This window comes from Roseburia sp. (assembly GCF_041325975.1).
GTDB lineage: Bacteria > Bacillota > Clostridia > Lachnospirales > Lachnospiraceae > Roseburia > Roseburia rectibacter.
Genome location: NZ_JBGLEJ010000005.1, coordinates 342768 through 368876, shown reverse-complemented (window position 1 = coordinate 368876; position 26109 = coordinate 342768). Strand labels below are relative to the sequence as shown.

Below are 26109 nucleotides of genomic sequence, written 5' to 3'. Positions count from 1 at the left end.
ACACTATATGCCATGCGGCATAATGCTTGATGCATTCAGAATCATTTCATATTCCTTACCGTCAAATAACATTTTATCTGCCGTTCCGATCGCCGCATTCTGGATCTTTACCGCATGTTTTCCCTGGAAAATTATCATTTCATCCACATTTGTTACCGCAATTAACCCATTCTTTTCTCCCAGTGACCGATAGGGCACAAACCGTACCAGATCTTTTTCCTTTGAAAAGATCTTTTCTGCTGTGGTTTCCGATAAAATACTGATTTCCTGTCCTGTATACGGGTCCATCAGCTGATTTCCGCTATCCCAGTATGCATGCAGTCTGATATGTCTTTCCCCTTTTTTTAACTCCGCAGGATATATATGATTTCCGTAAATGCGTCTTTCTCCAAAACAGATCACTGCCGTAACCACTGCCGCCGTCACAACAAATATCTGCAAAACCTCATTTTGTGTAAATATCTGCTGTTCTAAGAGCCATTCCAGTGCTCCTCCCTGTATCACACACATAAAATAGGTTACAACCCAGTTTTCCAGATAGCTGCGCTTTCCTTCCCAGCCAAAACACAAAAATACCATCCCCGTATTTAAAACAAAATGTGCGATCAGCAAATAAAGTATCCTGTTTCTTATAAAACAAACCAGAAACAGGTGAAACAGCGAAAATATAAGCGATACTGCAAACAACCGCCCGGCATGTATTCTCCGTTTCAGCAGACAGTTGCATCCAAGTATTGCCATATAATCCATGAACAGATTTTCAAGCAGGAACACATCTGCATAAAATACATATATCTCGCCTCACCTCTTTTCTCAGATTCTTTTGCATCTTTACTGCCATTATAAAACGTATAACATTACTTTTTTGTCAAAACAGGAACTGCAAATCCTAAAAATCATCCCTTATTTTCGACAAGTGATCATCTGTGCTATACGAAAAAAGAGATCTACACATTTTGTCAATGCATAAATCTCTTTTCTGATGTACATAATTATCTTATATTTATTTTCTTGAATTTTTAAGGAAATCCGGGATTTTAATATCCATCGGCTGTACCGTACTCTCTGGCTGGCGTGGTCTTTGGATACCGGAGAATGTCGGTGTTGTTGCCTGTGTCTGCGTATGTGCCTGTACACTTGCACCGAGATTTGCTGCCTGTCTGTTAATGCCAGGTGTTCCAACCGGTCTTGTAACATTCGCAGTATTTCCATAACGGAGATCCGGCATGATCTTGCTCTTTGGTGCCGCCTGGGCATTCTCAAGTCCTGTTGCGATAACCGTGATGGTTGCTTCATCTGTCATGGACTCATCATACTTCGCACCGAAAATAATATTGGCATTATCACCTGCAAGATCCTGAACATAACTTGCGGCATCGTTCGCATCCATCAGGGAAATATCACCGGATATATTAATGATAACATGAGATGCACCATTGATCGTTGTCTCTAACAGTGGACTTGCAACTGCAAGTTTAACTGCTTCGATCGCCTTGTCATCACCCTTTGCATTACCAATACCGATATGTGCCATACCCTTGTCCTTCATAACTGTGGAAACATCGGCAAAGTCAAGATTGATCAATGCAGGCAGATTAATGAGGTCTGTAATTCCCTGAACAGCCTGCTGCAACACTTCGTCAGCCTTCTTCAAAGCATCCGGCATAGTTGTACGTCTGTCAACGATCTCCAAAAGTTTGTCATTCGGGATCACAATCAGAGTATCAACGCTCTCTTTTAAACGGTCAATACCGGAAAGTGCATTTAACATACGCTGTTTTGCTTCAAATTTAAATGGCTTTGTCACAACGCCGACCGTTAAGATTCCCTGCTCTTTTGCAATCTTAGCAACAACCGGTGCTGCACCTGTTCCGGTTCCACCGCCCATACCACAGGTTACAAAAACCATATCCGCGCCTTTTACTGCTGCAGATAATTCTTCCATGCTCTCCTCAGCGGCTTTCTGACCGATCTCAGGCTGTGCTCCAGCTCCAAGTCCTTTCGTCAGCTTCTCACCGATCTGAATCAGTGTCGGTGCTTTGCAGAGCGCCAAAGCCTGTTTATCTGTGTTTACCCCGATAAACTCGACTCCCCCGATACTCTCATCAATCATTCTATTTACAGCATTATTACCAGCTCCTCCTACTCCGATCACGATGATCTTTGCACTGGTATCCGCTTCTGTTGTCTTAATCTCCAGCAAGGTAGTTCCTCCTTCATTTAGCTTAAAAATTTACAGCTAAAAAACTCATATACACTATAATATAATTTTTCTTACAATTAATCAACTGATTTTTCAAAAAAGATTACACTTTTTTTTACAGATCTGCACGGTCAAACACAATATCTGTCGTATCCGGCGTCCATGTTTCTAAATGAAGTATACCGGACAGTCCCGACAGTTGTGGCATAATTGCGGAAAGTCTTGCAATTTTCTGTGTCAGATAATCCTCTGAACCAACATTGACTGTAATCGTTCCGTAGGTAAGCTGTGGCTGCATTGCACTGTCATAATGGATCTCTTCCGGTTCCAGCTCATATTTTTTCAATAATTGTGTCAATGTCAGAAGATTTCTCAGCAGATTCGAATCCTCAAGCGGCAGTTTTTCATATAAAACCACACTGTCGCAGGTAACGCCTGTGATCTTTGGCACTCCCTCGATTACATCCGATGAAGTTTCCACAACAAATCCGTCTTTATCAAAATATGCATACTGCCCAAGTGTATCTATATAGAAACTTCCGAGAATGCCTTTTTCCGTAACAGAAATCCGCAGTGTATGTGGATCATCCAGCGAAATTTCCATTGTATCTACAAACGGCACCTCTCCGATGTCCACAAACCGGTATTTCAGGTCTACATACAGGCTGTTCCACGAATAATCATCATCCAGCACCATATTTTTAATCTGATCGGCTGAATAAAGACTGTTTCCTTCTACAACCACATTCTGAACTGTAAACACCTTTACCACGATCAGTGCAGTAAGTGCTGCCAGCATCAGAACCACTAAGAATATACAGGCTCCAATTTTTCTTCTTTTTTTTCTTTTTCTCTGTTCTTTGATTCTCATAATCAGGCAACCTCTAATTTAATTCCCCTCGATACAGAAAGCGCCAGACCCATCTCTGCCAACAAAATCGATATGGATGTTCCTCCATAACTGATAAACGGCAGTGATACACCCGTATTTGGAATTGTATTCGTAACAACCGCAATGTTGAGTAATACCTGAATCGCCAGATGTGCCATAATTCCAACTACGATCAATGCTCCATAAAGATCAGAGGCATTATTTGCAATGATCATCAGACGCCAGATAATAAGCAGGTACAACAATATCAGACAGACTGCGCCAAAAAGACCAAGTTCTTCACATATAACAGAAAAGATCATATCATTCTGTGCCTCCGGGATAAATCCCAGTTTCTGCATACTCTCTCCCAATCCTTTGCCAAAAAGTCCTCCGGAACCGATCGCATATAATCCCTGCAGCGTCTGATACCCTTTTTCATAGTCCTCCGGATGCAGCCAGATCATAACACGCTCTGCACGGTAAGATGCCAGCAGAATAAACAGAGTGCCAGCCAGACCTACTCCTATTCCCATGATGATGAACTGTAAATATTTCGGACTTGCAACAAATAACATGCAGACAGCAATTCCAAGGATAATAATTGCCGTACTTAAGTTATTATACGCAACCACCGCAAAAATCGGCAGAATAAAAAGCATGATCTTAACCAGGCTTTTAAATTCACCAATACGTTTTGGTGTTTTATAGATGATCGTCGCAAGGAAAATTATAACCGCGATTTTCGCAATCTCAGATGGCTGGAACTGGATCGGTCCGATCCTGAACCATCGCGACTGTCCTTTTGCACTTGTTCCGACAAAAATAACTGCTGTACATAACGTCAATGCCACAAAATACGCAAGCGTTGAAACCTGCATCCAGAACTTATATGGAATTTTCGAAATAAATAACATTGCTGCTATTCCAAGTGCGCTTGCATACATCTGCCTTTTCACATAATATGCTGCATCGTTAAATCTTGTCGATCCATAATAAGAACTGGTACTGTATAACATGATCAGCCCAAAGCACAGCAAAAATATAATCAGAAATAACAGGCTGTAATCAAAATACCGGATCGCTTTTTGTTTTTTCTCATTTTCCCGTCTTCTTGCCATAATTTTTCCTCATTTATATAAAACCTGTCTGATCAAACCCTGATTCTTTATTCCGGCAGTTCCATGACATATTGCCGGAACAGATCTCCACGCTGCGTATAATCCTTAAAATCTCCCCAGCTTGCACATGCAGGCGAGAGCAATACTGCTTCCCCGGTTTCTGCCAGTCTGTAACAGTTGTCTACCGCTTCTTTTAATGTATCACAACATACGATATTCCCAAAGCCATGCTTTTGTGCACATTCTGCGATTTTTTCTTTCGTCTGTCCAATTAACAAAAGATATTTTACTTTTCCCTCAAAGCTGTCAATCCACTCATCAAATTCAAGTTCTTTATCATACCCACCGCCGATGAGCACCGTTTTCCGGTTCATTGCCCTGATTCCGCGAATTGCCGCATCCGGATTTGTCGCTTTAGAATCATTATAATACATAACACCATGCAATTCCCTCACCAATTCAATGCGGTGTTTTACACTCCGAAACTCTTTTAACACGCTCTGTATCACATCAGCCGGTGCTCCCATGCAAAGCGCAGCACCGGAAGCCGCCATGACATTTTCATAATTGTGTGTTCCAAGAAGTTTCAGTTTATCTATGTCTATCAGTTTTTCCGGTTCTTTTTCCTTCTGAGCTATCCAGATCGCGTCATTTTTCAGATATATTCCCTCTGCTAATGATCTTTTGCTGCTGAAAAACAATACCTTTGTTTTAAGCGTTTCTGCAAAAGAACGAAGCATTTCATCCTCATAATTGAGTATACATACATCATCCATTGTCTGACACTTTGTAATGCTTTCCTTTGCCCGGATATATGCCTCCATGGTGTGATGTCTGTCAAGATGATCCGGCGTGATATTTAAAATTGCAGAAACGGAGGGATGGAAAGTTTCCATTGTTTCTAACTGAAAACTGCTGATCTCTGCCACTGCAATGGTCTGTTCTGTGGTTTTTTCAACGATCGAAGTATATGGGATACCAATATTTCCAACAACAAATACTTCCGGATAACATTTCTTTAGGATTTCTCCCACAAGTGTTGTCGTTGTCGTTTTGCCGTTTGTACCCGTAATTGCTGCAACCCGCCCTTTTGCAAGCCGGTATGCAAGTTCTGACTCTCCCCATATCGGTATGCCGGCATTATATATCTTTTGCATTGCCAAAGAATCAAGCGGTATGCCGGGGCTTACCACAGCAAGCTCCATTTTATCAACCGCCTCATCCGGCAATTCTCCTACCCACAACGGGCAGTCCGAAAATACCGGATACGTTTTTTTCCAGGCAGCAGTATCGAACTTTTTGTTTTCATCGAACAGAAAGACGCTGCACCCAAGTTTCTTTAGTAACGCCCCGGCGGCAATCCCACTTTTTCCAAGTCCTGCCACCAATACCTGTTTTCCTGTCAGATCCATGCATTACTCCATTTCCACATCTGATTTTTATTACATTGCAAGCAGTGCGATCAGGCACAAAATTGCTGTCGTGATAGAAAATACAGCAACAACTCTTGTCTCAGACCATCCGCCAAGTTCAAAATGATGATGAATCGGTGCCATACGGAAAATACGCTTTCCGCCGGTTTTCTTAAAATAAGTCACCTGAATGATAACGGATAAAACTTCCACCAGGTAGATCAGACCCACGATCAGAATAAAAAGAGGCATCTGCATCATATATGCTGTTGATACTACAAAGCCACCCAGTGCCAGAGATCCGGTATCTCCCATAAATACACTTGCCGGATATACATTAAACAGTAAAAATCCAAGCAGTGCCCCCACAACAGCACAGGTGATCGGTGCAATTCCTGCATTAGTTCCGATTGCTACAACTGAAAAGAATGTTGCAACCATGATCGTAACGCTTGATGCTAATCCGTCAAGTCCATCCGTAAAATTCGTTCCGTTTACGGTGCCGACTACCGCAAAAAACAGAACCGGAATTGCCAGCCATCCAAGATCTAAGTATTTTCCCCCTGAGAACGGGATCAGCATGGTAAGTGCCACACCGGAATATTTCACCATGTATACAGCAAATACACCTGTGACAATGATCTGAAGAATCATCTTCTGCCATGCCAGCAGTCCATCTGAACGGCGCAGCACAACTTTTAAATAATCATCCAAAAATCCGATCACACCAAATCCGACTGTCATAAACAGAATCGGAATGATCTTCGGATAATCTTTGACATAAAACAGGGATGTTATGATAATACTTGCAAGAATCATCAGTCCCCCCATTGTCGGGGTTCCGTTTTTCTTTAAATGGGATTCAAGTTCTTTTCGTTCTGTCTGACCTACCTTGAGTCTTCTTAAGAAAGGAATCACAACTGGTCCTAACAGTGCACTGATTGCGAATGCAATAATTACCGGTATTACAATTTCATATGTCATAATAATCTCCATTCTTGCGCCGGTTTTGCGCTCATGTACTTTTTTAACAACACAATAGTATACGTCATTTTTTATCATTTCGCAAGATACGGCAAAATGTTTTCCATAATTTCTTTTGCAACAGGTGCCGCGATCTGCCCTCCGTAATAAGTTCCTTTCGGATCGTTGATTACAACGAGCACTAAAACTTTCGGATCATCCGCAGGGGCAAATCCAAGAAATGACGAGATGTATTTATGTTCACTCCTTGGAAGTGTCTGTGAAGTAGCAGTTTTTCCTCCAATGGAAAAACCTTCTATTTTAGCATTCTTTCCACTGCCATCAGAGACAACCCTCTCTAACAGATAACGCATTGTTTCCGACGTTTCTTCCTTGCAGATGTCATTTTTTGTTTCATAGCTCAATGTTTCTACCTCATTTCCCCCTTCTCCTGTGATTTTTACCCCAAAATGCGGCGTGATACGGTGTCCCCCATTTATAATAGAAGAAACAGTAGTCACAAGCTGCATCGGCGTGATCTGAAAGGACTGCCCGAACGATATGGTTGCAAGCTCTACCGGACCGACATTTTCTTTTTTGTGCATGATCGTTGCCGCTTCTCCGGGAAGATCCACATTTGTTTTCGACAGCAGTCCAAACTGTCTGAAATACTTATAAAAATTGTCAACCCCAAGTCTTTCTCCAAGTTCGATAAATACCGGATTACATGAATTCATAATTCCTGTTTCAAACGTTTCTGCCCCATGTCCGGTCGTCTTGGCACACCGTATCCTCCGGTCCTCCACCAGTTTATATCCGGGACAGTAAAAATTATCCGTCAGCTTAACGACTCCCTGTTCTAATGCTGCTGCCGCTGTAATGATCTTAAATGTGGAACCCGGTTCATAAGTATCACTGATACATTGATTTCTCCACATCTGGTTCAAAAGATCCTGTTTTTTCTCCGCAGGAACATTTTCCTCATTGATCAGTGTAAACGGATCATTCAGATGAAACTCCGGATAATTTACCATTGCATAGATTTCTCCATCTGACGGATTCATCACGATAACAGACACATATTTTGCATCTTTTTTGATATAGGTCTTCTCTGCCGCCTGTTCACAGTATAACTGTATATTATAGTCCATGGAAATATTAAGGTCGTATCCGTTGACCGGTTCAAGTCTCGTCTCCCCTGCATTTTCAATCTCAATCCCCCTTGCATCTGTAAGTGTAAGTATTTTCCCATTCGTCCCCTGAAGATAAGAATCATACTTTACTTCAAGTCCCACAATTCCCTGGTTATCACCACCCGTAAATCCCAATACTTTTGATGCTAACGTATCGTAGGGATAATACCGCTTATAATCTTCGTCTACTTTGATCCCCGGAAGTTTATATGCCCGTATCTTATCTCCTGTCTCTTTTGGGACATTTGTCTTTATGCGCTCTATGGAGCTCACCTTTTCCACACGTTTCCGCACTGTTTCCTCCGGTAGTTCAAGTTCTTTTACCAGTGCAGTGATCACTGCCTCTTTATCTTCGATCTGGCTGTGTATGACCGATATGGTGCAGACCGACTTGTTAGTTGCAAGTACCACACCGTTTTTGTCTAAAATTTTTCCTCTCGCTGCCTTAATATCACGCTCCCTCTCATGCAGATTCTGCGCCTTTTGTCCATAATATCCGGAGCAAAATATCATAAGATACACCAGTCTTCCAAGTAAAAATAAAAGCGCCAGAAATACAACCGTAAACATTACCATGATCTTTTTCCGATGAAATGTTTTACTTCTATAAAAAGGAAGTTCCTGCTGCATATATAAAAACCTCACAAAAGTTTTCATAGCATTTTATTCTTACTTTTGTGAGGTTATGTATTTTGTTTTATACTTTTCTTTACTGCTGACCTTCATCTGCCCCCGGATCAATATCTTCGGCTGGCTGTTCCCCCGTATTCTCCGGCAGTTCATCCGTCGTATCCGGCACATCCAGACTCTCCTCAGCCGTAGAGTTTGCAACATCGGCTGCCGTCACATCACCGACATCGCCTTCGTCTTCACCTTTGATTCCCCATCCTTCATGAATACCGGTAGTATCTTCATCCCGGTATATATTCATATAAGGAAGAACCTCCTCTAAGATCTCTCTTACGATATTCTGTGCATAAGTACTGTGGAACTGTTCTGCAACATTCGGTTCATCCACAACACAGTAAATAACAAGCTGCGGATCTTCCACCGGCGCAAATCCGATAAACGACACCAGATAATTAATGCCATCACGTCCTGCTTTCTGGGCTGTACCGGTTTTTCCTCCCATGGAATATCCATCTACCTTTGCAGTTACTGCAGTACCGCCTGTGACCGTAGAATACATATACTGTTTTAAGGCATCACTCGTTGACTTCGATACCGTCTCCCGTAAAATGGTTGGTGTCACTTCACTGATCGTATTTCCGCTTTCATCCGTTATCCTTTTCACAACATGCGGCTGATAAAGACTTCCACCATTGACCAGAGAACAATATGCCGTGGCAAGCTGTATCATCGTCGTATTGAAATTCTGCCCAAACGCATTGGTTGCAAGATCGACTGGTCCCATATTATCTGCCGTATAGATCAGGGAATCTGTTCTTGCTTCTCCTGGAAGATCGATCCCCGTTCTTTGTCCAAAGCCAAATATCTGCTGATATCTGGTGAAAATATCACTCCCCAGACGATAGGATATCTGCATCATCGCATCATTGCAGGAATTCATAAGTGTCTGTTCAAGTGTTTCCATCCCATGTCCGCTTCTGTTTACACAGTGGATATCATGTCCACCCACATGCTCATATCCATCACAGTAAAAACTGTCTCCCGTCGAAACCTTGCCCGTTTCAAGTCCTGCCGCTACCGTAAATGGTTTTGCAGTAGATCCAGGTTCATAAGTATATGTTGTACAGAAATTCTGCCAGATTTTATTCAAGGCATCCATCTGTGTATCTTCGTCCATTGCATCAATCTCTTCCTGCGTATAATATGCCGAAAGATCTCTGGGATTGCTCAGATCATAATTCGGATAATTAGCCATTGCAAGAACATCCCCATTATTCGGATTCATGACCAGTACTCCGACATGGCTAGCCCCAGGCTCTCCCTCGCGGTAATTCCCGGTATAGGCTTCATTAAAATCCGCAATCTTTTGTTCTACCACAGACTGGATATGGGAATCGATCGTAGACACAACTGTGTTACCATTTTTCGCAGCTTTGATGGTCTTTTCAAAGTTATTATCTGTATTTAAATATCCGTACTCTCTTCCATCCACACCGTTTAAGGTTTCATTGTAATACTGTTCAAGACCGTTCACACCAACGTTTCCGGAAGCTGTAAATCCTACAATAGAGCTCGAAAGTGCACCATACGGATATTCTCTTTGATATTCCTTTTCAAACCACACACCCTTGATATTGGAATTTATCTTTTTCCCTTTTTCATCCACAGCTTCCTGCATTTCAACAAATGGCTGTATTTCTTCGTAAGATGCCTTTTTCTTCAGCACGATATAACGGCTGTCATTCTGCTCTTTCGCGTAACCATACAATGTATTGCTGTCCATATCCTCAAAGCAGCTTGTAAGCGCCTGAATTGTAGGCTCAATATACTCCTCTTTGCTGGTCATGACCGAACAGTCTAAAATGACATTATAAACGGCGATACTGGTTGCAAGTACAGTACCCTTGCTGTCCACAATATCGCCTCTCTGATACGGAATGGTCTGACTGTCATATTCCTGCTGTGACAAAACAATTTTTTCGTATTTATCACCGCTGGTATGTTCAATATACATAAGTCTCCCGATCAGCCCTGTCAGTAAAACTGCAATCGCACTGAACATAACGACCAGTTTTTTCTGCATGCGTCTCGGAAACTTCAACCATGGTTTTCTTCTTCTCTTTGCTGCCATCCTTACCCCTGCATTTCTTATATCACAGTATCAAAACATGCATTCTATTTCTGCGGTATTTCACTGTACTGGTTCATAAAATCATCATTGTCAACAGTATAATAGATAATCTGGGATTCTTTTGCATATGACATTCCAAGCTCATTTAATGCTTTTTCCCTGACACTGTCAAGGTCTACAGACATACGGATTCTCTTATATGCCTCATCATTATCTGCCTTTAAATCAGCGATCTGGCTTTCTAAATTGCTGATCGTATTCATTCTTGCCGTCATATCTGACTGTATTTTTATGTAGGTTCCTGCAAATACGCCAAATACGATCACTGCCATGGTAAGAAATATCACATAACTCTTGCTCATCCGAAGCTGACGTTCCTGATTTCTTCTTACCTGACGTTTTCTTCTACGCAGTTGTTCTTCCCGTTCTCTTTCTTCTCTTTCCCGTCTTTCTCTTCGGTAATCAGGTACTGCTTCCATGCGGCGCACCGTATTGCCATCCACATAATAATTTCTTCCGGAAGCTCTCCTCTCCGTCTGATCTCTCATAATATTCCTCCCTAACTATCTTCGTTCAAATACACGAAGTTTTGCACTTTTTGACCTCGAATTTTCTTCCAGTTCCTTCTCCGATGGAAGAATCGGCTTTCTTGTAATCACTTTTCCTTTTGAAACTTTTCCACAGACACAGACCGGAAAATCACTCGGACAGGTACATGGGTTTTCATTTCTCTTAAAATTTGATTTTACAATACGGTCTTCTAACGAATGGAATGTAATAATGCAGATCCTTCCACCCGGATTCAAAAGATCGATCATCTCATCTAAATGATCTCTAAGCACTTCAAGTTCGTGATTTAACTCAATACGGATCGCCTGAAATGTACGCTTTGCCGGATGCCCTCCGGTTACCTGTACTTTCATCGGAATAGCTGCCCGTATAATATCTGTCAGTTCTCCTGCTGTCTCGATCGTTTTCTTTTGACGTTCCGCTACAATATGTTTTGCAATATTTTTTGCAAATTTATCTTCCCCGTAATCACGGATAATACGGTATAAGTCCATTTCACTGTATCCATTGACAATATCTTTTGCTGTCTGGCTCTGTCTGTCATCCATACGCATATCAAGCGGCGCATCCGGTTCCCGGTAAGTAAATCCACGCTCTGGTGTATCTAACTGGAAGGAAGAAACACCAAGGTCAAGTACAATACCGTCTACTTTGTCCACCCCGATCGCATGCAGTTCTTCTTTCATATTGGCATAGTTGCTGCGGATCAGTGTCGCTTTATTTCCAAACTCTGTAAGGCGTTCCCCGGCTGCCCTGATCGCATCTGCATCCTGATCAATGCCGATCAGTCTTCCATTTTCCCCCAAATGCTTCAGGATCTGATAAGAATGTCCGCCACCGCCTAAGGTTCCGTCCACATAGATTCCATCCGGTCTGATATTTAAATTTTCAATTGTCTCATTTAATAATACAGAATAATGATGAAATTCCACTGTCCTCACCTCTAAATGCTAAATCCTAACTCTGCCATGTGTTCTGCGATATCATCCATCTCGTCCTCATCATAAGTATTTTCCAGCCATCTGTCTTTATCCCAGATTTCCACACGACTCAGCACGCCGACTAAGACGACATCTTTTTGTAAATCAGCGTATTCCCTCAAAACCGGCGGAAGTAAAATTCTTCCCTGCTTGTCCAGTTCTAGTGCCGCTGCTCCTGCGAAGAAAAAACGCGAAAATTTTCTGGCGTCCTTAGAGGTCATGGAAATCCCCCGGAACTTTTCTTCGATGTTGTGCCACTCTTCTTTGGTATACACAAATAAGCATCCATCCAATCCCTTTGTCACTACAAATTCATCGCCAAGCTGCTCTCTGAACTTTGCAGGGATGATCAGTCTGCCTTTTGGATCCACTGTGTGATTGTATTCTCCCATGAACATAACACAAACACCTGCCTTTAAGTGGAACTAAAATCCTAAAGATCTGATCTTCCACCAAACAGGATCTCATCTACCACTTTGTACCATTTCGTACCACTTTCCTCCACATTTATATACATCTTAAACCACTCTTAAGAAAAAATCAAGAATTTCCTTGATTTTCCAGTGGTTTTTTATGGTAATGTCGCTAATTTGTTACACAAAAAAAGAACGGTAGTACCTTTGTCCTATCGTTCTTATAAATAATATTTTCCATATTCGACTGTCTGTCAGCTCATCTGTACCTGCTGTTTTCTCTCTAAGTATTCTTCGATCAGCTTGTCTAGTTCCGTACTTTTTCGATAATATTCCTCGAATTCATCGTTCTGTAAAAATGATTGATTGAGTTCTGATCTGACAGACTCAATTTCTCTTTGAATTTCTTCGATTCTGTTCATATGAATCCTCCTTAACTGCCAAGATTCCTATGCCACTTTCATCGCGTTGCTGGCGGTTTATAGTACTTATGACACCCTTTTCTCTGATATTTACATATTACTCCTAAATCATGCAAAAATCAATCAAAACAGCATGCCACTTCTCCCCATTTTTCGACAGCAGCTATTGCAATTTTCCACTTTATGAGTGTTTCAGACGGTGATTTTCGCTCTTTCTCGCAAGAACTTCTATCATTCCCTCAATCGCCTTACGATTCACCTCAACAATATGTGTAATATCATCTGAAACATCATGTTTTCGCTCAATATAATCATCATGCGCTTTCTGGATATAATCGCAGAGAGCTTTTGCATCCATAAAATGTCCACCCGGCACATGTTGTCTCTCAGCTTCCCCGCTTTTGATATAAGATCTCAGATCACGTTTTAATTTTTCTTCATAAGAGCAGTGATCCTTGAATCCTCCCGGATATATTTTGTTGTGTGGAAATGTAAAATAATCTGCAAGATAATGACTGACCTGTCCTAAATCCCTGTAATATTTTCCACCCTTTTTATTCATAACCTTCTGTCCTTCCGACAACCGGGCAATATGCTTTTTCACATAAGGGAACGTTCCATTGATCTCATGCCTTTTATAAACAAAAGAAGGTTTGATATCAGGAAGAACACTTCCAATGTAAAACGACAACCTATGTTTTTTTAATTCTTTGTCGTCAAGACTGTTTACGATATATTTTGCAAGAGAAATATGAGATTTTTTCCTCATTCTAAAAGCCTCCCATTCCAGTGCATCCCTGTCATACAAAAATGTAAGCTATGATCATGACTTATTTCCTACTCGCATTATACGTCCCATCTGATTGAAATACAAGTTAAGAATTTCTGAACATTTTCTGTACGTTCTGTGTCGGATTTTATATCTACCATAAGAAAAACCGGAGACTTTTCAATACAAATCTCCGGTTTTCCATGCAAATCTGTTGTTATGAATTACAGCAGAAACTTGCACATTCTGTATCCCTGCAGTTACATGCATCACCGCCCGCGATACCAATATGCTCTGCATCACACTTTTCTGCCTTATTGAAGACACAATTTGTAGCACAGCATGATACATCAATATTTTTCGGTGCATCTTTCGTTACATTCTTTGCGCATTTATCCCCACGCTCCACAAAACTTCCGCAGCAGGTATCTTCACATTCTTTTGCGTCTTCTCCCTCCACTTTGATACTGCCTTTGTGGCAGCAGTTTGCCTCATTGTAAATACAGCCTGTAACTGAACAATCCAGAATTGTCATTTTTTCTCCTTTCATCCCTTATAAAAAGGGGACAGTCTTTCGTATTTTTATCATTTCTTTCGCAATGATCTGACTGTCTGGTATTAGTTTCTCTCTTTTGGGGAAATTTATGCCTTTCCGGCAGATTAGAGAGCATATTTTTTTGACAATATCCGGATTTTTATCATAAAATTTTATTCCCGGTCCTCTTCATCCCAGTCCCAGTCGTCCTCTTCTCCATTGTTGGTGATATAAGTCGTGCCATTATCACAGCCATATTTTGCATTCTTGCGCGGTGAGATCAACATTCCGATGATCACACCGGAGAGTGCTGCTATTGCAACGATCAAAGTTCCATCCAGTTTTGTAACAGAAACGCTCTCTGTCATATCTGCAAAAAATTCTTTTAATTTTTTCATACAATGTTCTCCTTTCAGATACATAAAAATCCCTGTGTTCTGATAATCTTCAAAACACCGGGATTTTGTTTTACTTATTTATTCATACAGCAGTATTTATATTTCTTGCCAGATCCGCATGGGCATGGATCGTTACGTCCGATCTTTTTGCCAACAATAACAGTTCCGGACTTCTTCTGCTCTAAGTACAGTCTTCTTTTTGTCTCACCATCGAAGATCTCATTCCACTGAGGAAGCTCATACAGCCAGTCAGCCTTTGCATCTACCATGTTCTTGTATAATTTTTCTTTATCAAATGCAAGGCTTACTTTTGTATCCTCCTCCATGGTATCGATTGGATTCGGCTCTACTAAACTGTCATTGATTCCATCCAGGAAACCTGTCATCTCCATGATGCTCAGATTATATTTATCAGCAAGCTCTTTTACAGTTCCCTCAACCTTCTCATCCGGGTTTGTAAGAAGCTTCTCATATACGCCTTTTTCCAAAAGGAAATATCTCTGCCAGAATCTCTGTAATTCCCCTCTGTCTGTTTTCTCATTATAGGCAATTTTCTGCCACTGTTCTAATAATGCCATAGTCTGTTTCCTCGTTTTCTATGTGAATTGTGGTTGCATTTAACATGCATGTACTATTATAGCAAACATCCACTGTTTTTGCAATTCATTAATTTATGATGTTTGCATTTCATGCTGTCTTTATTTTTCTTGACTCTTCTGATACTTTCGGCTAGGATAATCTTAGTACAGCTGCGGTATTTTGTCTGTCTTTGACTCACATCATGCCGGTAAACATATATAAAACTGGAGGTCTTACTTTGAAAAAAATAAAACGTATCCTCGCCATTTCCGGCGCCGTCATTTTAGCCGGGCTTTATATTTCCACCATTTTCTGTGCGCTCTCTTCCAATGAGAACTACATGGATATGCTGATGGCTTCGGTTTATGCAACTGTGATCATCCCAGTTCTGGTCTGGGCATATTCCTTTGTATATAAGATGATCAAAAAAAATAATGGGCAGAAGGAAGAATAATCTTTCTTCTGCTCATTTTTTGTTACTGTTCTCGCTCTTCTAACGGCACGTACACTTTCTCCGGCATAATGCTCCGGTATGCAGGACGAATGATCTTATCCATATTTACCAGTTCTTCCATACGATGTGCACTCCATCCGACAATACGGGCGATTGCAAAGATCGGTGTATAAAGTTCTAACGGAATGTCTAACATGCTGTATACAAATCCACTGTAAAAATCAACATTTGCAGAAACTCCTTTGTAAATATGACGTTTTTCTGCGATCACTTCCGGTGCAAGATTCTCCACCATACTGTAAAGTGCAAAATCTTTTTCCCTTCCCTTTGCCACAGCAAGCCGTTCCACAAAACTTTTGAACACGCGTGCTCTCGGATCAGAAAGCGAATAAACGGCATGGCCCATGCCATAGATCAGGCCTTTGCGGTCAAATGCCTGTTTGTCAACAAGCTGCTCTAAGTAGTTTTTAACTTCATCCCTGTCTCCCCAGTCCTTTACATGGCTTCTCATATCATCCATCATTTCTACAACCTTGATATTGGCACCACCGTGTTTTGGTCCTTTCAGGGAAGAAAGTGCTGCTGCCATGACAGAATATGTATCAGATCCGGAGGATGTTACAACTCTTGTTGTAAATGTAGAGTTATTTCCTCCACCATGCTCCATATGAAGCACCAGTGCTATATCGAGCACGCGCGCTTCCAGTTCCGTGTATGCCTTATCCGGTCGGAGCATAAGAAGCAGATTCTCTGCTGCAGACAGCCCCTCCTGCGGACGATGGATATAAAGGCTGTCATCACAGATATAATGGTTATATGCATGGTAGCCGTATACCGCAAGCATCGGAAATACACTGATCAGTTTGATACACTGTTCTAACTGTGTATGAAGTTCCTGGTCTGCGATCGTCTCATCATAGGAAGCAAGTGTCAGCACACTTCTTGTCAGTGAATTCATGATATCCTTGCTCGGTGCCTTCATAATGACATCTCTGGTAAAGTTTGTCGGAAGCTGTCTGCACTCTTCGAGCATGCTCTTGAATGCTCCTAATTTTGCAGTATCCGGCAGTTCACCAAACAAAAGAAGATATGCCACTTCCTCAAATCCAAAACGTTTCCCTTCAAATCCCTGGATCAGATCGATCACATTATAACCACGGTACCAGAGCTGTCCGTCACACGGAATCTTTTTTCCATTTTCTGTTTTAAATGCATCAATTCTTGAGATATTGCTGATTCCTGCAAGTACACCGGTTCCATCTACGTCCCTTAAACCACGTTTTACACCGAACTCTTTAAACAGCTCCGGCGGGATTCTGTCGTTACGATCACATATCATCATCAGTTCTTCCGTTTCTTTTCCAAAATCTCCATATTGGTTCATACCCCATCCTCCTGTTCTGCCTGAATGTTTTTCATAATCTTACCCATTACACGCTTTAAGCAGCTGCGTTCTTCTTCTGTCACTCCCGCAAACAGACGTTCCAAAATATCCGCCCGGATCTGCTCAAATTCTTCCAGCACAGGTTTTGCCTTACCAGTCATGCGAATGTGTATCCTTCTGTGGTCTTCCTCATCTGCGATCAGTTCAATATAACCATGCTGCTTTAAATTATCCACTGATTTCGAAATATGAGCCTTGGACAAATGCTGTATCTCGATCAGATCCTTTGCAGTATCTTTCTGCTTTTCATGGGAAATCAGATAAAGGATATCCAGTTCCACGTGACGCAGTCCATAGGTCTCCATCAGCCGTTCACACGCCTGCTCGATCACTTTTCTCATCTGCTGGTTGGTTCCAAACAATTCATACTCACTGTACATCATCCCTGCTCCACATTCTTTTTCTTATGGCAAATATTTTTTCACTGTTTTGCGGTTTGGATTAGTTCATTAATGAACTTTCTAATACTTATGTTACCCCTTTTTCTAAAATGTGTCAAATTAATAATTTATGAACTTATGTAAATGTTGTTGTCCACACATACTGTACAACCAACAGCGATTACCAAAAAAATACCGGACTGCATTCATCCGCAATCCGGTACTTTTTTCATTTACAACAGCAGCTCTGCAAGTTTATCATGCAATTCTGCTATTTCGTCTCTGTTTCTTCTATTTCCAATGTCTCTGTATCATTTGGCACCACTGTTGCTGTTTCTGTTTCCTCCACGGCTTCTGACGGTTCTTCTGTTTCCGTATCATCGGATTTTGCTGTCAGCTCCTCAATACTTTTATCAAATCCGGTTGCTGTTGCACTGTCTACAACATAGATAGTATCACTTTCACCTGTTTTTAAATAATACTCATTCGTGATCTCATTCTGACTTCCAATATAGATAGTGGTAAGTCCGGCATCTGTTTTTAGTGTAATCGTATTAGAAGGATCATCCAGTCCAAAATCAGTAAGACTGTCGTACTCTGTAACCTCATCTGTCGCTGTGATCTTCGCTGCTTTTTTCAGAAGTGTCTCTAATGCACTTTCATCAATATCAACGGACTGATCATCGTCATAAATCCATTCCGTTCCATTTTTTGTAAAGGAAAGCGTTGTTCCATCCAGCACATAAGAAAATTGTGTGATATCAGAAACTTCAATATCTGTTACCGTTATCTTTTCTGCCTCCGTCTTTGCTTCCTCTTTTTCTTCCTGCTTTTTACTGTAAAAATGAACACCTATATAGGCAAGGATCAGTAATATCAGCAAAATGACCAGAATGACCATCTGTTTTTTCTGTTTCTGCATTATTTTTTCCTCCTTACTGCCCAGATCACAACTCCAATGACGATCAGAACAACCGGTATAAAAATGCTTGCCACCAGTCCGCCGATAATCGTGGAAATTGATGTGATCGTGATCGTGCTCATCTTATAATCTTTTACCGGAATGACGCTAGTATCATTATCTGCTCCCCCGGTCAGATTCGTCACGATATCCGTAAACATGGATACGTTGCTTCCTGATACGATCTGATCCGTAGAATCCGTAAACAATTCCATGGAACCAATGGCAACAATCTGGGACGATGTATCATCTACTGTTTTTTCTGCAGCAAGTGCGATCGTAAACGGACCTTCAATATCTCCATCCTCTTTTTCAGAAGTTGTCGCGTTGCCGGCATCAATTTTCGAAACAGACTTATCCGTTGTCTGTAACAGCGCTGTGTATGTCACATCATCGGAAGATCCGTCATAACTGAACGCCTCACTGTACGGTGCAAAAATATATTTGCCGCTGACAGATGATGTATAATCACTGCTCTCTACTTCCGGAAGCAGATAATACGGAATGTTATTATAATAGTAGGAACTGTCATTTTCCATGACAATACCGTCCACACGCTCAATGCCATACGCTTTTAAAATACTTTCAAAATTTGTCAGATCCTTGTACTGGAAATTTGTCGTGATCAGTGCCTTTCCACCTTTTTCCAGATAATCTGTCACTTTCTTTGCATCATCTGCTGAAAAGTCTGATGTTGGTGCATTGATAATGATCGCCGATGCATCCTCAGGCACTGCATCTTCTTTTAACAATGTCAGCTCTGTGAGTGTCATATTGGCTTTTTCAACTGCCTCAGTAAATCCACCGGACAGTGCAGTTTCACCATGTCCTGTAATCTCATAAACAACCGGCAGTTCACTTGAATCTTTTGTCACATACTGGAGTGCACTTGTGATCTGTCCCTCTGCATCATATCCGTCAAGACTTCTTGTATAAGAAGAATAATCATAGGAATATTCATAAATATCATTATAATCGATCACCCTCGAACGTGCATCGCTCACCACTATCAGACTGTTTGAGGTCGGTGCTTCCGTCGTATATTTCTGGAAAAATGTCGGGTTTGTTGACGGGTTGATATAGCTTACTTTTATATGGTCAGACAGATCCTCATAACGCTGCAGCGTTTCGGAAAGTGTACTGTCCGCATTTTTCTCTGCTGCAAGCACATAAATATTAACGTCCGAATCAAGCGTCTTTAAGTAATCTTTTGTTGTATCTGTAATAGAATATAACTTTGTAGATGTCGCATCGATCGCTGTGGCTGTGGATGGCAGTTCATCTGCCACCAGGTTCACAACAACTGCGATTGCAAAAGCAACAACGATCATACCAATTGAGAACGCACCCGGTGCGATCTTTTTTGTGCTGACAGAATATCTGCGTTTCTGGATCAGCTGGCAGCTTAAAAACAGGCAGATCCCGATCACAGACAGGAAATAAATAACGCCTGTAAGATCCAGACAGCCGTTCATAAATTTATCCAGCGGCGTATAAAGATCATATGCATTTAATATTTTTGTCAGAATATTACCGCTCTGCGAGATCATACTGGTAATACTTGACATCATATAACCCAGAAACAGTGCTGCAAACCCTAAAACTGCTGCAATAACCTGGCTTTCGGTTACAACCGACATCAGCATACCGACCGAAATGCACGCACTGCCATACAGCCAGAATCCTAAGATAGCAACATAGCTTTCTCCAAGCGGAACCGAGCCATAAATTGATAAAAATAATGGTGTCAGTGCAACGATGACCATGGCAATGGAAAATACTCCGACCATGGCAAGATATTTGCCAAACACGATCTTACCAAGCGGAACAGGAGATGTCAGCATCAGCTGATCGGTTCTTGTATGCCTCTCCTCCGCAAAACTGCGCATCGTAAGTACCGGTACTGCGATCATAACAATAAATGCGACTGCCGAAAGTGAATACGATACGTAAGGCGAACCGGATCTTAAATTATAAGCATAAAAATATAAACCATATAAAGCAAGTACCGCCGCTATGAAAAGCCATCCCACCACAGTCTGGAAATAGGATCTGATCTCACGTTTAAAAATTGCAAACATTATTTTATTCCTCCTTCCTGTGAGGTAAGTTCAAGGAATACATCCTCTAAGGACTTCGATGCTGCTTTCATCTCTAAAATCGGCATATGATGTTCCACACAGGTGTGATAAATTGCTTCCCTTACATCCGCATCTTTTTTTGCTGTCACAAGAAGCCCTACTGTACCATCCTCTTTCGCCTCTGTTTTTTCACACCGTTCTACCTGTGCAATCTCGCGGATTGCCGTCTCTGCCTCATTTTCTTCCGCTTTCAGCAAAAGTTCAATCTCCTGTGCACCAGTCATCCGCTCCAGCAGATTCTCTGTCGAATCACTGGCAACCAGTTTTCCATGAGAGATAATAAATACATGATCACAGACAGCAGAGATTTCAGACAAAATATGAGAGCTGAGTATAATTGTATGTTTCTTTCCAAGTTCTCTGATGAGATCCCTGATCTCAATGATCTGTTTCGGGTCTAATCCTACCGTCGGTTCATCTAAGATCAGTATTTCCGGATATCCAAGTACCGCCTGTGCAAAACCGACTCTCTGACGGTAACCTTTTGACAGGTTGCGGATCAATCTTCCTGATACTTCCTCCGTTCTTGTAATTTTCATGGCTTCTTTCACATAACCTGCCCGCCGGCTCTTATCTAATTTCTTTAATTCAGCCACAAAATCCAGATATTCTTTTACCGTCATATCCATATAAAGAGGCGGCAGCTCCGGCAGATACCCCACACACTTTTTTGCTTCCTCCGGCTGTTTTAACACATCAAATCCGTTGATTTTTACCTCACCGCCTGTTGCTGCAAGGTAGCCGGTAATAATGTTCATCGTTGTTGATTTTCCGGCACCATTCGGTCCTAAAAAGCCGTAAATTCTGCCAGGCTCTACTGTGAGCGACAAATCATCAACGGCGACATGACTGCCGTATTTTTTTACCAGATGATTGATTTCAATCACGTTTTTCTCCTCCTTATTCCATTCCCTAAATATTACTTTATAAGGGTAACGTGTAATTGTGTTTAAAAGTGGATGAATCTGTGATAAAAGTGTGAACGTAAAAACAAAGAGCCATCTCCACATCTGTGAAAACAGCTCTTTGTTTTATATGCCCTTATAACAGGCAGGATCATGTAAATTCTTACACAACACCGTATGTTTTTAATTTTTCCAAGGCTTCCTGATACGTTGTAAATAATACCGTATGAATCCCCCGCGCTTCTGCTGCCTCGACATTCTCCCTGCGGTCATCTAAAAATACACATTCATCTGCCGTCAGTTTAAATTTGTCCAGCAGAGTCTGATAGATTTCCGGTTCCGGCTTGATCTGGTGAACTTCAAAGGAGAACACCTGACCGTCTACATCTTCTAAGAACGACAGTGCTTCCGTAGTGTGCTCATAAGTCCATTTTCCATAATTAGAAAGGATATATACATGATAACCTTTCTTTTTCAGTTCCTGAATCCATGCACGTGAATATTCATACTGGTAAATCGCCATTCCGACATTGTCCCAGAACATACGGATCTCTTTTTCATAGTCCGGTGCATTCTGAACAAATACCGCAAGCTGTTCATCAGAATCTAAAACACTGCGGTCTGATTCATTCCATGCATCCGAGTAAACAGTCGCATTCCCGACTGCTTCCTCCGTCTTTTCATCAAAACCTAACTTCTGAAATGCCGCATGTGGATCCCAGTTGACCAGCACCATGCCTACATCAAAAATAATATTTTTTATCATACCAGATATCCTTTTTCTTATTTGGTGCGGTAAATGATGTCATCTCTTCCCGGTCCATTTGATACCATGGTGATCGGGTATCCGATCTGCTCCTCGATAAATTCTACATATTTTCTGCAGTTTTCCGGAAGATCCTCGTATTTTTTGATTCCGCGGATATCGCATTTCCATCCCGGAAGTTTCTTTAATACCGGTTTTGCCTTCTCTAATTTTGCAGTTGTCGGGAAATCTGTGGTCACTTCTCCGTCGATCTCATAGCCAACGCATACCGGGATCTCATCTAAGTATCCAAGTACATCAAGTACCGTGAATGCAACATCTGTTGTTCCCTGCAGACGGCAGCCATATTTACTTGCCACACAATCGAACCATCCCATACGTCTCGGACGTCCTGTAGTCGCACCGAACTCACCGCCGTCACCACCACGTCTTCTAAGCTCATCTGCCTCATCACCGAAGATCTCGCTGACAAATGCACCTGCTCCGACTGCAGAAGAATATGCCTTACATACTGTTACGATCTGTTTGATCTCATATGGCGGGATACCTGCTCCGATCGCACCGTAAGCTGCTAATGTAGAAGAAGATGTAACCATCGGGTAAATTCCGTGATCCGGATCTTTTAAAGTACCAAGCTGTCCCTCTAATAATATAGTCTTTCCTTCTTTGATCGCCTGATCCAGATAAGAAGAAACATCGCATACATAAGGTGCAATGGTATCGCGGTACTCATGTAATGTCTCTAATAATTCATCCGGATTGATCAGTGGTTTATGATATAAATGCTCTAAGAGTACATTCTTTGTCTCTGCAATACGGACAACCTTTTCTTTTAACAGTTCCTCATCGAATAACTCGCTGACCTGGAAACCGATCTTTGCATATTTATCAGAATAAAATGGTGCGATACCTGACTTTGTGGAACCGAAAGATTTACCGCCTAAACGCTCTTCCTCATACTGGTCAAATAAAATGTGATAAGGCATCACCATCTGTGCACGGTCGGAAACTAAAATCTTTGGCTTCGGAACGTCTCTCTCCACGATAGACTGGATCTCTTTCATAAGTACCGGAATATTTAAAGCGACACCATTGCCGATCACGCTTGTGGTGTGTCCGTAAAATACACCTGACGGTAATGTGTGAAGTGCAAACTTTCCGTAATCATTTACGATCGTATGACCTGCATTTGCACCACCCTGGAAACGTACGATAATATCTGCTTCCTTTGCAAGCATATCTGTAATCTTTCCTTTTCCTTCATCGCCCCAGTTGGCTCCAACGACTGCTTTTACCATTTGAATATCCTCCTAGTTTCTCTTTGCTATTCCTGTTCAGGAACAAAAAGTCACTTGCTCCTTGTTTTTACTTACTGATTATACATGATGTTTTTCTATAAGTAAAATTAATCTTCTTTATATCTGGTATAATCATTCATTATGTGTATTTATAAGACCGCCTAAAAGTTTCGCTGCAGCCGCAGACATTGGAATCCTCTCATTTAACACGATACAGAATTTCCGTGCCGGGATTTCTTTTTCAAACTGCAGTTTAAACAGTCTGCCATCTTCCTCATACTCTTTTGCAAACTCTTCCATCACACTTGCGATCCCAAGGTTGCGGAGTGCAAACTGTATCAGCATATCGCTGGTGGCAAGTTCAAATTCCGGCGATACCGTCACACCTTCTTCTTTTAAAAATGCTTCCACATAATGTCTCGTTGAGGTACTTCCCTCTAAACACACCAGCGGATATTCCGAAAGTTCCTCATATTTCATTTTCTTTCCACAAAGTTCTTTATATTTTTTGCCTGCCACAAAGACGTCCCTGATTTCTTTTACCGGAATGATCTTAAGCCAGCCCTGCGGTTCAACCGGAGAACTTACGATTCCAAAATCAATTCTGCCATCTGCAAGATGCTGCAGGGTTTCCGGTGTCGGCGCATTTGTCACGGTTACCCGGATATTAGGATATTTTTCATGAAACCGCTCCAGATAAGGCAGCAGATAATATTTTAGCGTCATATCACTTGCACCGATGCAGATCTCTCCTTTTTCAAGATTGAGCATCTCAAGAAGCCTCCTCTCCCCGGAAAGAATTGCCTCGTAGCCGCGCTCCACATAAGAAAAAAGCATCTCCCCTTCCTTTGTCAGGCGAACTCCCTTTGCCGTCCTTACAAATAATGCACAGCCAAGATCTTTTTCTAAATGTTTGATTGCCTGACTGACCGCAGGCTGTGAGATAGAAAGTTTTTCTGCCGCCAGAGTAATGCTTTTCTGCTTTGCTGTATAATAAAATATCTTATAGTATTCCAAATTGATATCCATCTGATTCTCCCTTAAAAAAATTAGGAAAAAAGTCTTATTTTCCGCTTGTATTTCCGATTTTTGTGACGTATACTAAGCCTTACATTATACTGCATATATGTGCACTGAATAATTACATCATACCAAAGTTTGAAAGGAGTTTCCAGTAGCATGACAAAAGATATGACCACCGGCAGTTCATTAAAAATCATACTGTTTTTTTCCATTCCGGTTTTATTAGGAAATCTGTTCCAGCAATTTTATAATATGGTAGACACGATCATCGTGGGAAGATATCTCGGTGAAGAAGCACTTGCCGCCGTTGGTTCTACCGGATGCATCATGTTTCTGGTGCTCGGATTTGCAACCGGTATCGCACAGGGATTTGGCGTCATGATATCACACGCTTTCGGTGCAAAAGATTTTCGTTTGTTAAAACACTATGTTGCGCTCTCTCTGATCTTAACCGTGATCGTTTCGGCAATCCTCACAATTCCGACTGTTGCGGCATCCCGTCTGTTTTTAGTCTGGATGCACACACCGGACAATATACTTTCCATGGCAGATGCCTATATCAAAGTTATTTTTGCAGGTATTATCTTAACGATGCTATATAATGTTTCTGCCGGTATTTTAAGAGGAATCGGGGACAGCAAAACACCACTTTACTTTTTGATCTTTTCTTCTATATTAAATGTTGTACTGGATCTTTTATTTATTGTTGTGTTAAAAACAGGAACCGCCGGTGCTGCTTATGCCACCATTATTGCACAGGGAATTTCTGCGATCTTATGTTTTATCCATATGTTCCGGCAGTTTGAGATCCTTCGCACAACAAAAGCGGATTATTATCTGGATCGCCCGGGTGTCATTAACATGCTCTCGATCGGTATCCCAATGGCATTAAATTACTCCATCACCGCCATTGGAACCATGATCCTGCAGAGTGCTGTCAACGTGTTTGGTTCCAGTGTGGTTGCTTCCTTTACAGCTGCCTCTAAGGTCAACAATATCGCAACTCAGACCATGCCGACGCTCGGTACCGCCATGGCAACCTACTGTGGTCAGAATCTCGGTGCAGGAAAATACAACCGTATTTTCGACGGTATGCGCAAAGGATTTTTCATCTGTATCGCTGCAGCAGCCATCGGTGCTGCCATCTGTATTTTCGGTGGAGAATTTATCGTAAGCTGGTTTGTAAGCAATCCTTCCGATGAGATTTTCTCCTACGCCATGATGTATTTAAAAACAGTGAGCTGGTTTTTCCTCCCGCTTGCCATGATCTTTTTATACCGCAATGCCTTACAGGGATTAGGCGAAGGACTTGTTCCAATGTTGAGTGGCGTGATCGAGCTGGTATGCCGCTTTGTTGCGATCGCACTCCTGCAGAAACCGCTCGGTTATCAGGGGATCTGCCTTGCTGATCCTGCTGCCTGGGTGGGCGCCGGTATTCCTCTGATGATCACTTATATCATATGGAAACATAAAAAAATCAAACTGCACGGTCATACTTTATCATGATCCTAAACAATATAATCTAAATCAGGCACTTAGATTTTTCT

26 protein-coding genes are annotated in these 26109 nt (G+C 41.6%); 2 read left to right on the top strand and 24 right to left on the bottom strand.

From position 1 onward, the window contains the following. Nucleotides 1–3 precede the first annotated feature (3 nt). From ACDD58_RS12990 to ACDD58_RS12915, 16 genes are all read right to left on the bottom strand, one after another. Nucleotides 4–795 carry a sigma-E processing peptidase SpoIIGA gene (locus ACDD58_RS12990; protein ID WP_330414569.1) on the bottom strand — a complete coding sequence of 264 codons (792 nt, stop codon included), beginning with the start codon at nt 793–795 and terminating at the stop codon, nt 4–6. A gap of 208 nt (nt 796–1003) precedes the next feature. Beyond that, on the bottom strand, nt 1004–2203 hold the full coding sequence (gene ftsZ / locus ACDD58_RS12985) for a cell division protein FtsZ (RefSeq protein ID WP_186899552.1): 1200 nt from the start codon (nt 2201–2203) through the stop codon (nt 1004–1006). Between the two features lie 115 nt (nt 2204–2318). Beyond that, on the bottom strand, nt 2319–3074 hold the full coding sequence (locus ACDD58_RS12980; RefSeq protein WP_117919195.1) for a cell division protein FtsQ/DivIB: 756 nt from the start codon (nt 3072–3074) through the stop codon (nt 2319–2321). 2 nt (nt 3075–3076) lie between these two features. Continuing rightward, a complete protein-coding gene (locus tag ACDD58_RS12975) occupies nt 3077–4195 on the bottom strand; it encodes an FtsW/RodA/SpoVE family cell cycle protein (protein WP_117919193.1) in 1119 nt (372 codons plus the stop codon). Between the two features lie 47 nt (nt 4196–4242). Next, nucleotides 4243–5607 carry a UDP-N-acetylmuramoyl-L-alanine--D-glutamate ligase gene (murD, locus tag ACDD58_RS12970; protein WP_370777832.1) on the bottom strand — a complete coding sequence of 455 codons (1365 nt, stop codon included), beginning with the start codon at nt 5605–5607 and terminating at the stop codon, nt 4243–4245. A gap of 30 nt (nt 5608–5637) precedes the next feature. Next, nucleotides 5638–6591, bottom strand: coding sequence for a phospho-N-acetylmuramoyl-pentapeptide-transferase (gene mraY / locus ACDD58_RS12965; RefSeq protein ID WP_118209043.1), 954 nt, complete (start codon nt 6589–6591; stop codon nt 5638–5640). Between the two features lie 74 nt (nt 6592–6665). Continuing rightward, nucleotides 6666–8393 (bottom strand): peptidoglycan D,D-transpeptidase FtsI family protein, encoded by a 1728-nt coding sequence (locus ACDD58_RS12960; RefSeq protein WP_370777829.1) that lies wholly within the window; start codon nt 8391–8393, stop codon nt 6666–6668. A gap of 79 nt (nt 8394–8472) precedes the next feature. After that, the gene (locus ACDD58_RS12955) at nt 8473–10524 is read right to left on the bottom strand and encodes a peptidoglycan D,D-transpeptidase FtsI family protein (protein WP_370777827.1); all 2052 of its coding nucleotides are present in this window, start codon (nt 10522–10524) and stop codon (nt 8473–8475) included. Nucleotides 10525–10568: 44 nt separating this feature from the next. Then, on the bottom strand, nt 10569–11072 hold the full coding sequence (locus ACDD58_RS12950) for a hypothetical protein (protein ID WP_118208986.1): 504 nt from the start codon (nt 11070–11072) through the stop codon (nt 10569–10571). Between the two features lie 15 nt (nt 11073–11087). Beyond that, a complete protein-coding gene (gene rsmH / locus ACDD58_RS12945) occupies nt 11088–12026 on the bottom strand; it encodes a 16S rRNA (cytosine(1402)-N(4))-methyltransferase RsmH (RefSeq protein WP_117919184.1) in 939 nt (312 codons plus the stop codon). 11 nt (nt 12027–12037) lie between these two features. After that, nucleotides 12038–12472, bottom strand: a complete 435-nt coding sequence (mraZ, locus tag ACDD58_RS12940) for a division/cell wall cluster transcriptional repressor MraZ (RefSeq protein WP_117919182.1) — start codon at nt 12470–12472, stop codon at nt 12038–12040. 269 nt (nt 12473–12741) lie between these two features. Next, nucleotides 12742–12909: a Spo0E family sporulation regulatory protein-aspartic acid phosphatase gene (locus ACDD58_RS12935; protein ID WP_117919180.1), complete on the bottom strand. Its 168-nt coding sequence runs from the start codon at nt 12907–12909 to the stop codon at nt 12742–12744. Between the two features lie 181 nt (nt 12910–13090). Continuing rightward, a complete protein-coding gene (locus ACDD58_RS12930; RefSeq protein ID WP_118208988.1) occupies nt 13091–13678 on the bottom strand; it encodes a zinc dependent phospholipase C family protein in 588 nt (195 codons plus the stop codon). Nucleotides 13679–13895: 217 nt separating this feature from the next. Then, a complete protein-coding gene (locus ACDD58_RS12925; RefSeq protein ID WP_117919176.1) occupies nt 13896–14213 on the bottom strand; it encodes a DUF1540 domain-containing protein in 318 nt (105 codons plus the stop codon). Between the two features lie 173 nt (nt 14214–14386). Next, nucleotides 14387–14611 carry a hypothetical protein gene (locus ACDD58_RS12920; protein WP_241070971.1) on the bottom strand — a complete coding sequence of 75 codons (225 nt, stop codon included), beginning with the start codon at nt 14609–14611 and terminating at the stop codon, nt 14387–14389. A 74-nt stretch (nt 14612–14685) separates the two neighbouring features. Then, nucleotides 14686–15189, bottom strand: a complete 504-nt coding sequence (locus ACDD58_RS12915; protein WP_117919172.1) for an SEC-C metal-binding domain-containing protein — start codon at nt 15187–15189, stop codon at nt 14686–14688. 239 nt (nt 15190–15428) lie between these two features. On the opposite strand from ACDD58_RS12915, the gene ACDD58_RS12910 reads away from it, so the two are divergent. Beyond that, complete coding sequence (locus tag ACDD58_RS12910) at nt 15429–15644, top strand: hypothetical protein (protein ID WP_241070970.1); 216 nt, start codon at nt 15429–15431, stop codon at nt 15642–15644. Nucleotides 15645–15666: 22 nt separating this feature from the next. Here ACDD58_RS12910 and ACDD58_RS12905 read toward each other — a convergent pair whose 3' ends face one another. The 8 genes from ACDD58_RS12905 to ACDD58_RS12870 form a co-directional block, all read right to left on the bottom strand. Next, nucleotides 15667–17028: a citrate/2-methylcitrate synthase gene (locus ACDD58_RS12905; protein ID WP_117919169.1), complete on the bottom strand. Its 1362-nt coding sequence runs from the start codon at nt 17026–17028 to the stop codon at nt 15667–15669. Further along, nucleotides 17025–17471 (bottom strand): MarR family winged helix-turn-helix transcriptional regulator, encoded by a 447-nt coding sequence (locus tag ACDD58_RS12900; protein WP_241070969.1) that lies wholly within the window; start codon nt 17469–17471, stop codon nt 17025–17027. Before ACDD58_RS12900 ends, ACDD58_RS12905 begins: the two co-directional genes overlap by 4 nt. Before the next feature lie 268 nt (nt 17472–17739). After that, nucleotides 17740–18390 (bottom strand): DUF4340 domain-containing protein, encoded by a 651-nt coding sequence (locus ACDD58_RS12895; protein WP_117919165.1) that lies wholly within the window; start codon nt 18388–18390, stop codon nt 17740–17742. Further along, entirely contained in the window at nt 18390–20510 is a 2121-nt protein-coding gene (locus tag ACDD58_RS12890) for a Gldg family protein (RefSeq protein ID WP_117919163.1), read from the bottom strand. The genes ACDD58_RS12895 and ACDD58_RS12890 overlap by 1 nt, the downstream gene beginning before the upstream one ends. Then, nucleotides 20510–21457: an ABC transporter ATP-binding protein gene (locus tag ACDD58_RS12885; RefSeq protein ID WP_370777820.1), complete on the bottom strand. Its 948-nt coding sequence runs from the start codon at nt 21455–21457 to the stop codon at nt 20510–20512. Before ACDD58_RS12885 ends, ACDD58_RS12890 begins: the two co-directional genes overlap by 1 nt. Before the next feature lie 181 nt (nt 21458–21638). Beyond that, nucleotides 21639–22241, bottom strand: coding sequence for an HAD family hydrolase (locus ACDD58_RS12880; RefSeq protein WP_370777819.1), 603 nt, complete (start codon nt 22239–22241; stop codon nt 21639–21641). A 17-nt stretch (nt 22242–22258) separates the two neighbouring features. Further along, nucleotides 22259–23539 (bottom strand): adenylosuccinate synthase, encoded by a 1281-nt coding sequence (locus ACDD58_RS12875; RefSeq protein ID WP_370777817.1) that lies wholly within the window; start codon nt 23537–23539, stop codon nt 22259–22261. A gap of 132 nt (nt 23540–23671) precedes the next feature. Further along, the gene (locus ACDD58_RS12870) at nt 23672–24568 is read right to left on the bottom strand and encodes a LysR family transcriptional regulator (RefSeq protein WP_370777816.1); all 897 of its coding nucleotides are present in this window, start codon (nt 24566–24568) and stop codon (nt 23672–23674) included. A gap of 150 nt (nt 24569–24718) precedes the next feature. Between ACDD58_RS12870 and ACDD58_RS12865 the strand changes: the two genes are divergently transcribed. Next, nucleotides 24719–26068, top strand: a complete 1350-nt coding sequence (locus ACDD58_RS12865) for an MATE family efflux transporter (RefSeq protein WP_186899544.1) — start codon at nt 24719–24721, stop codon at nt 26066–26068. Nucleotides 26069–26109 lie beyond the last annotated feature (41 nt).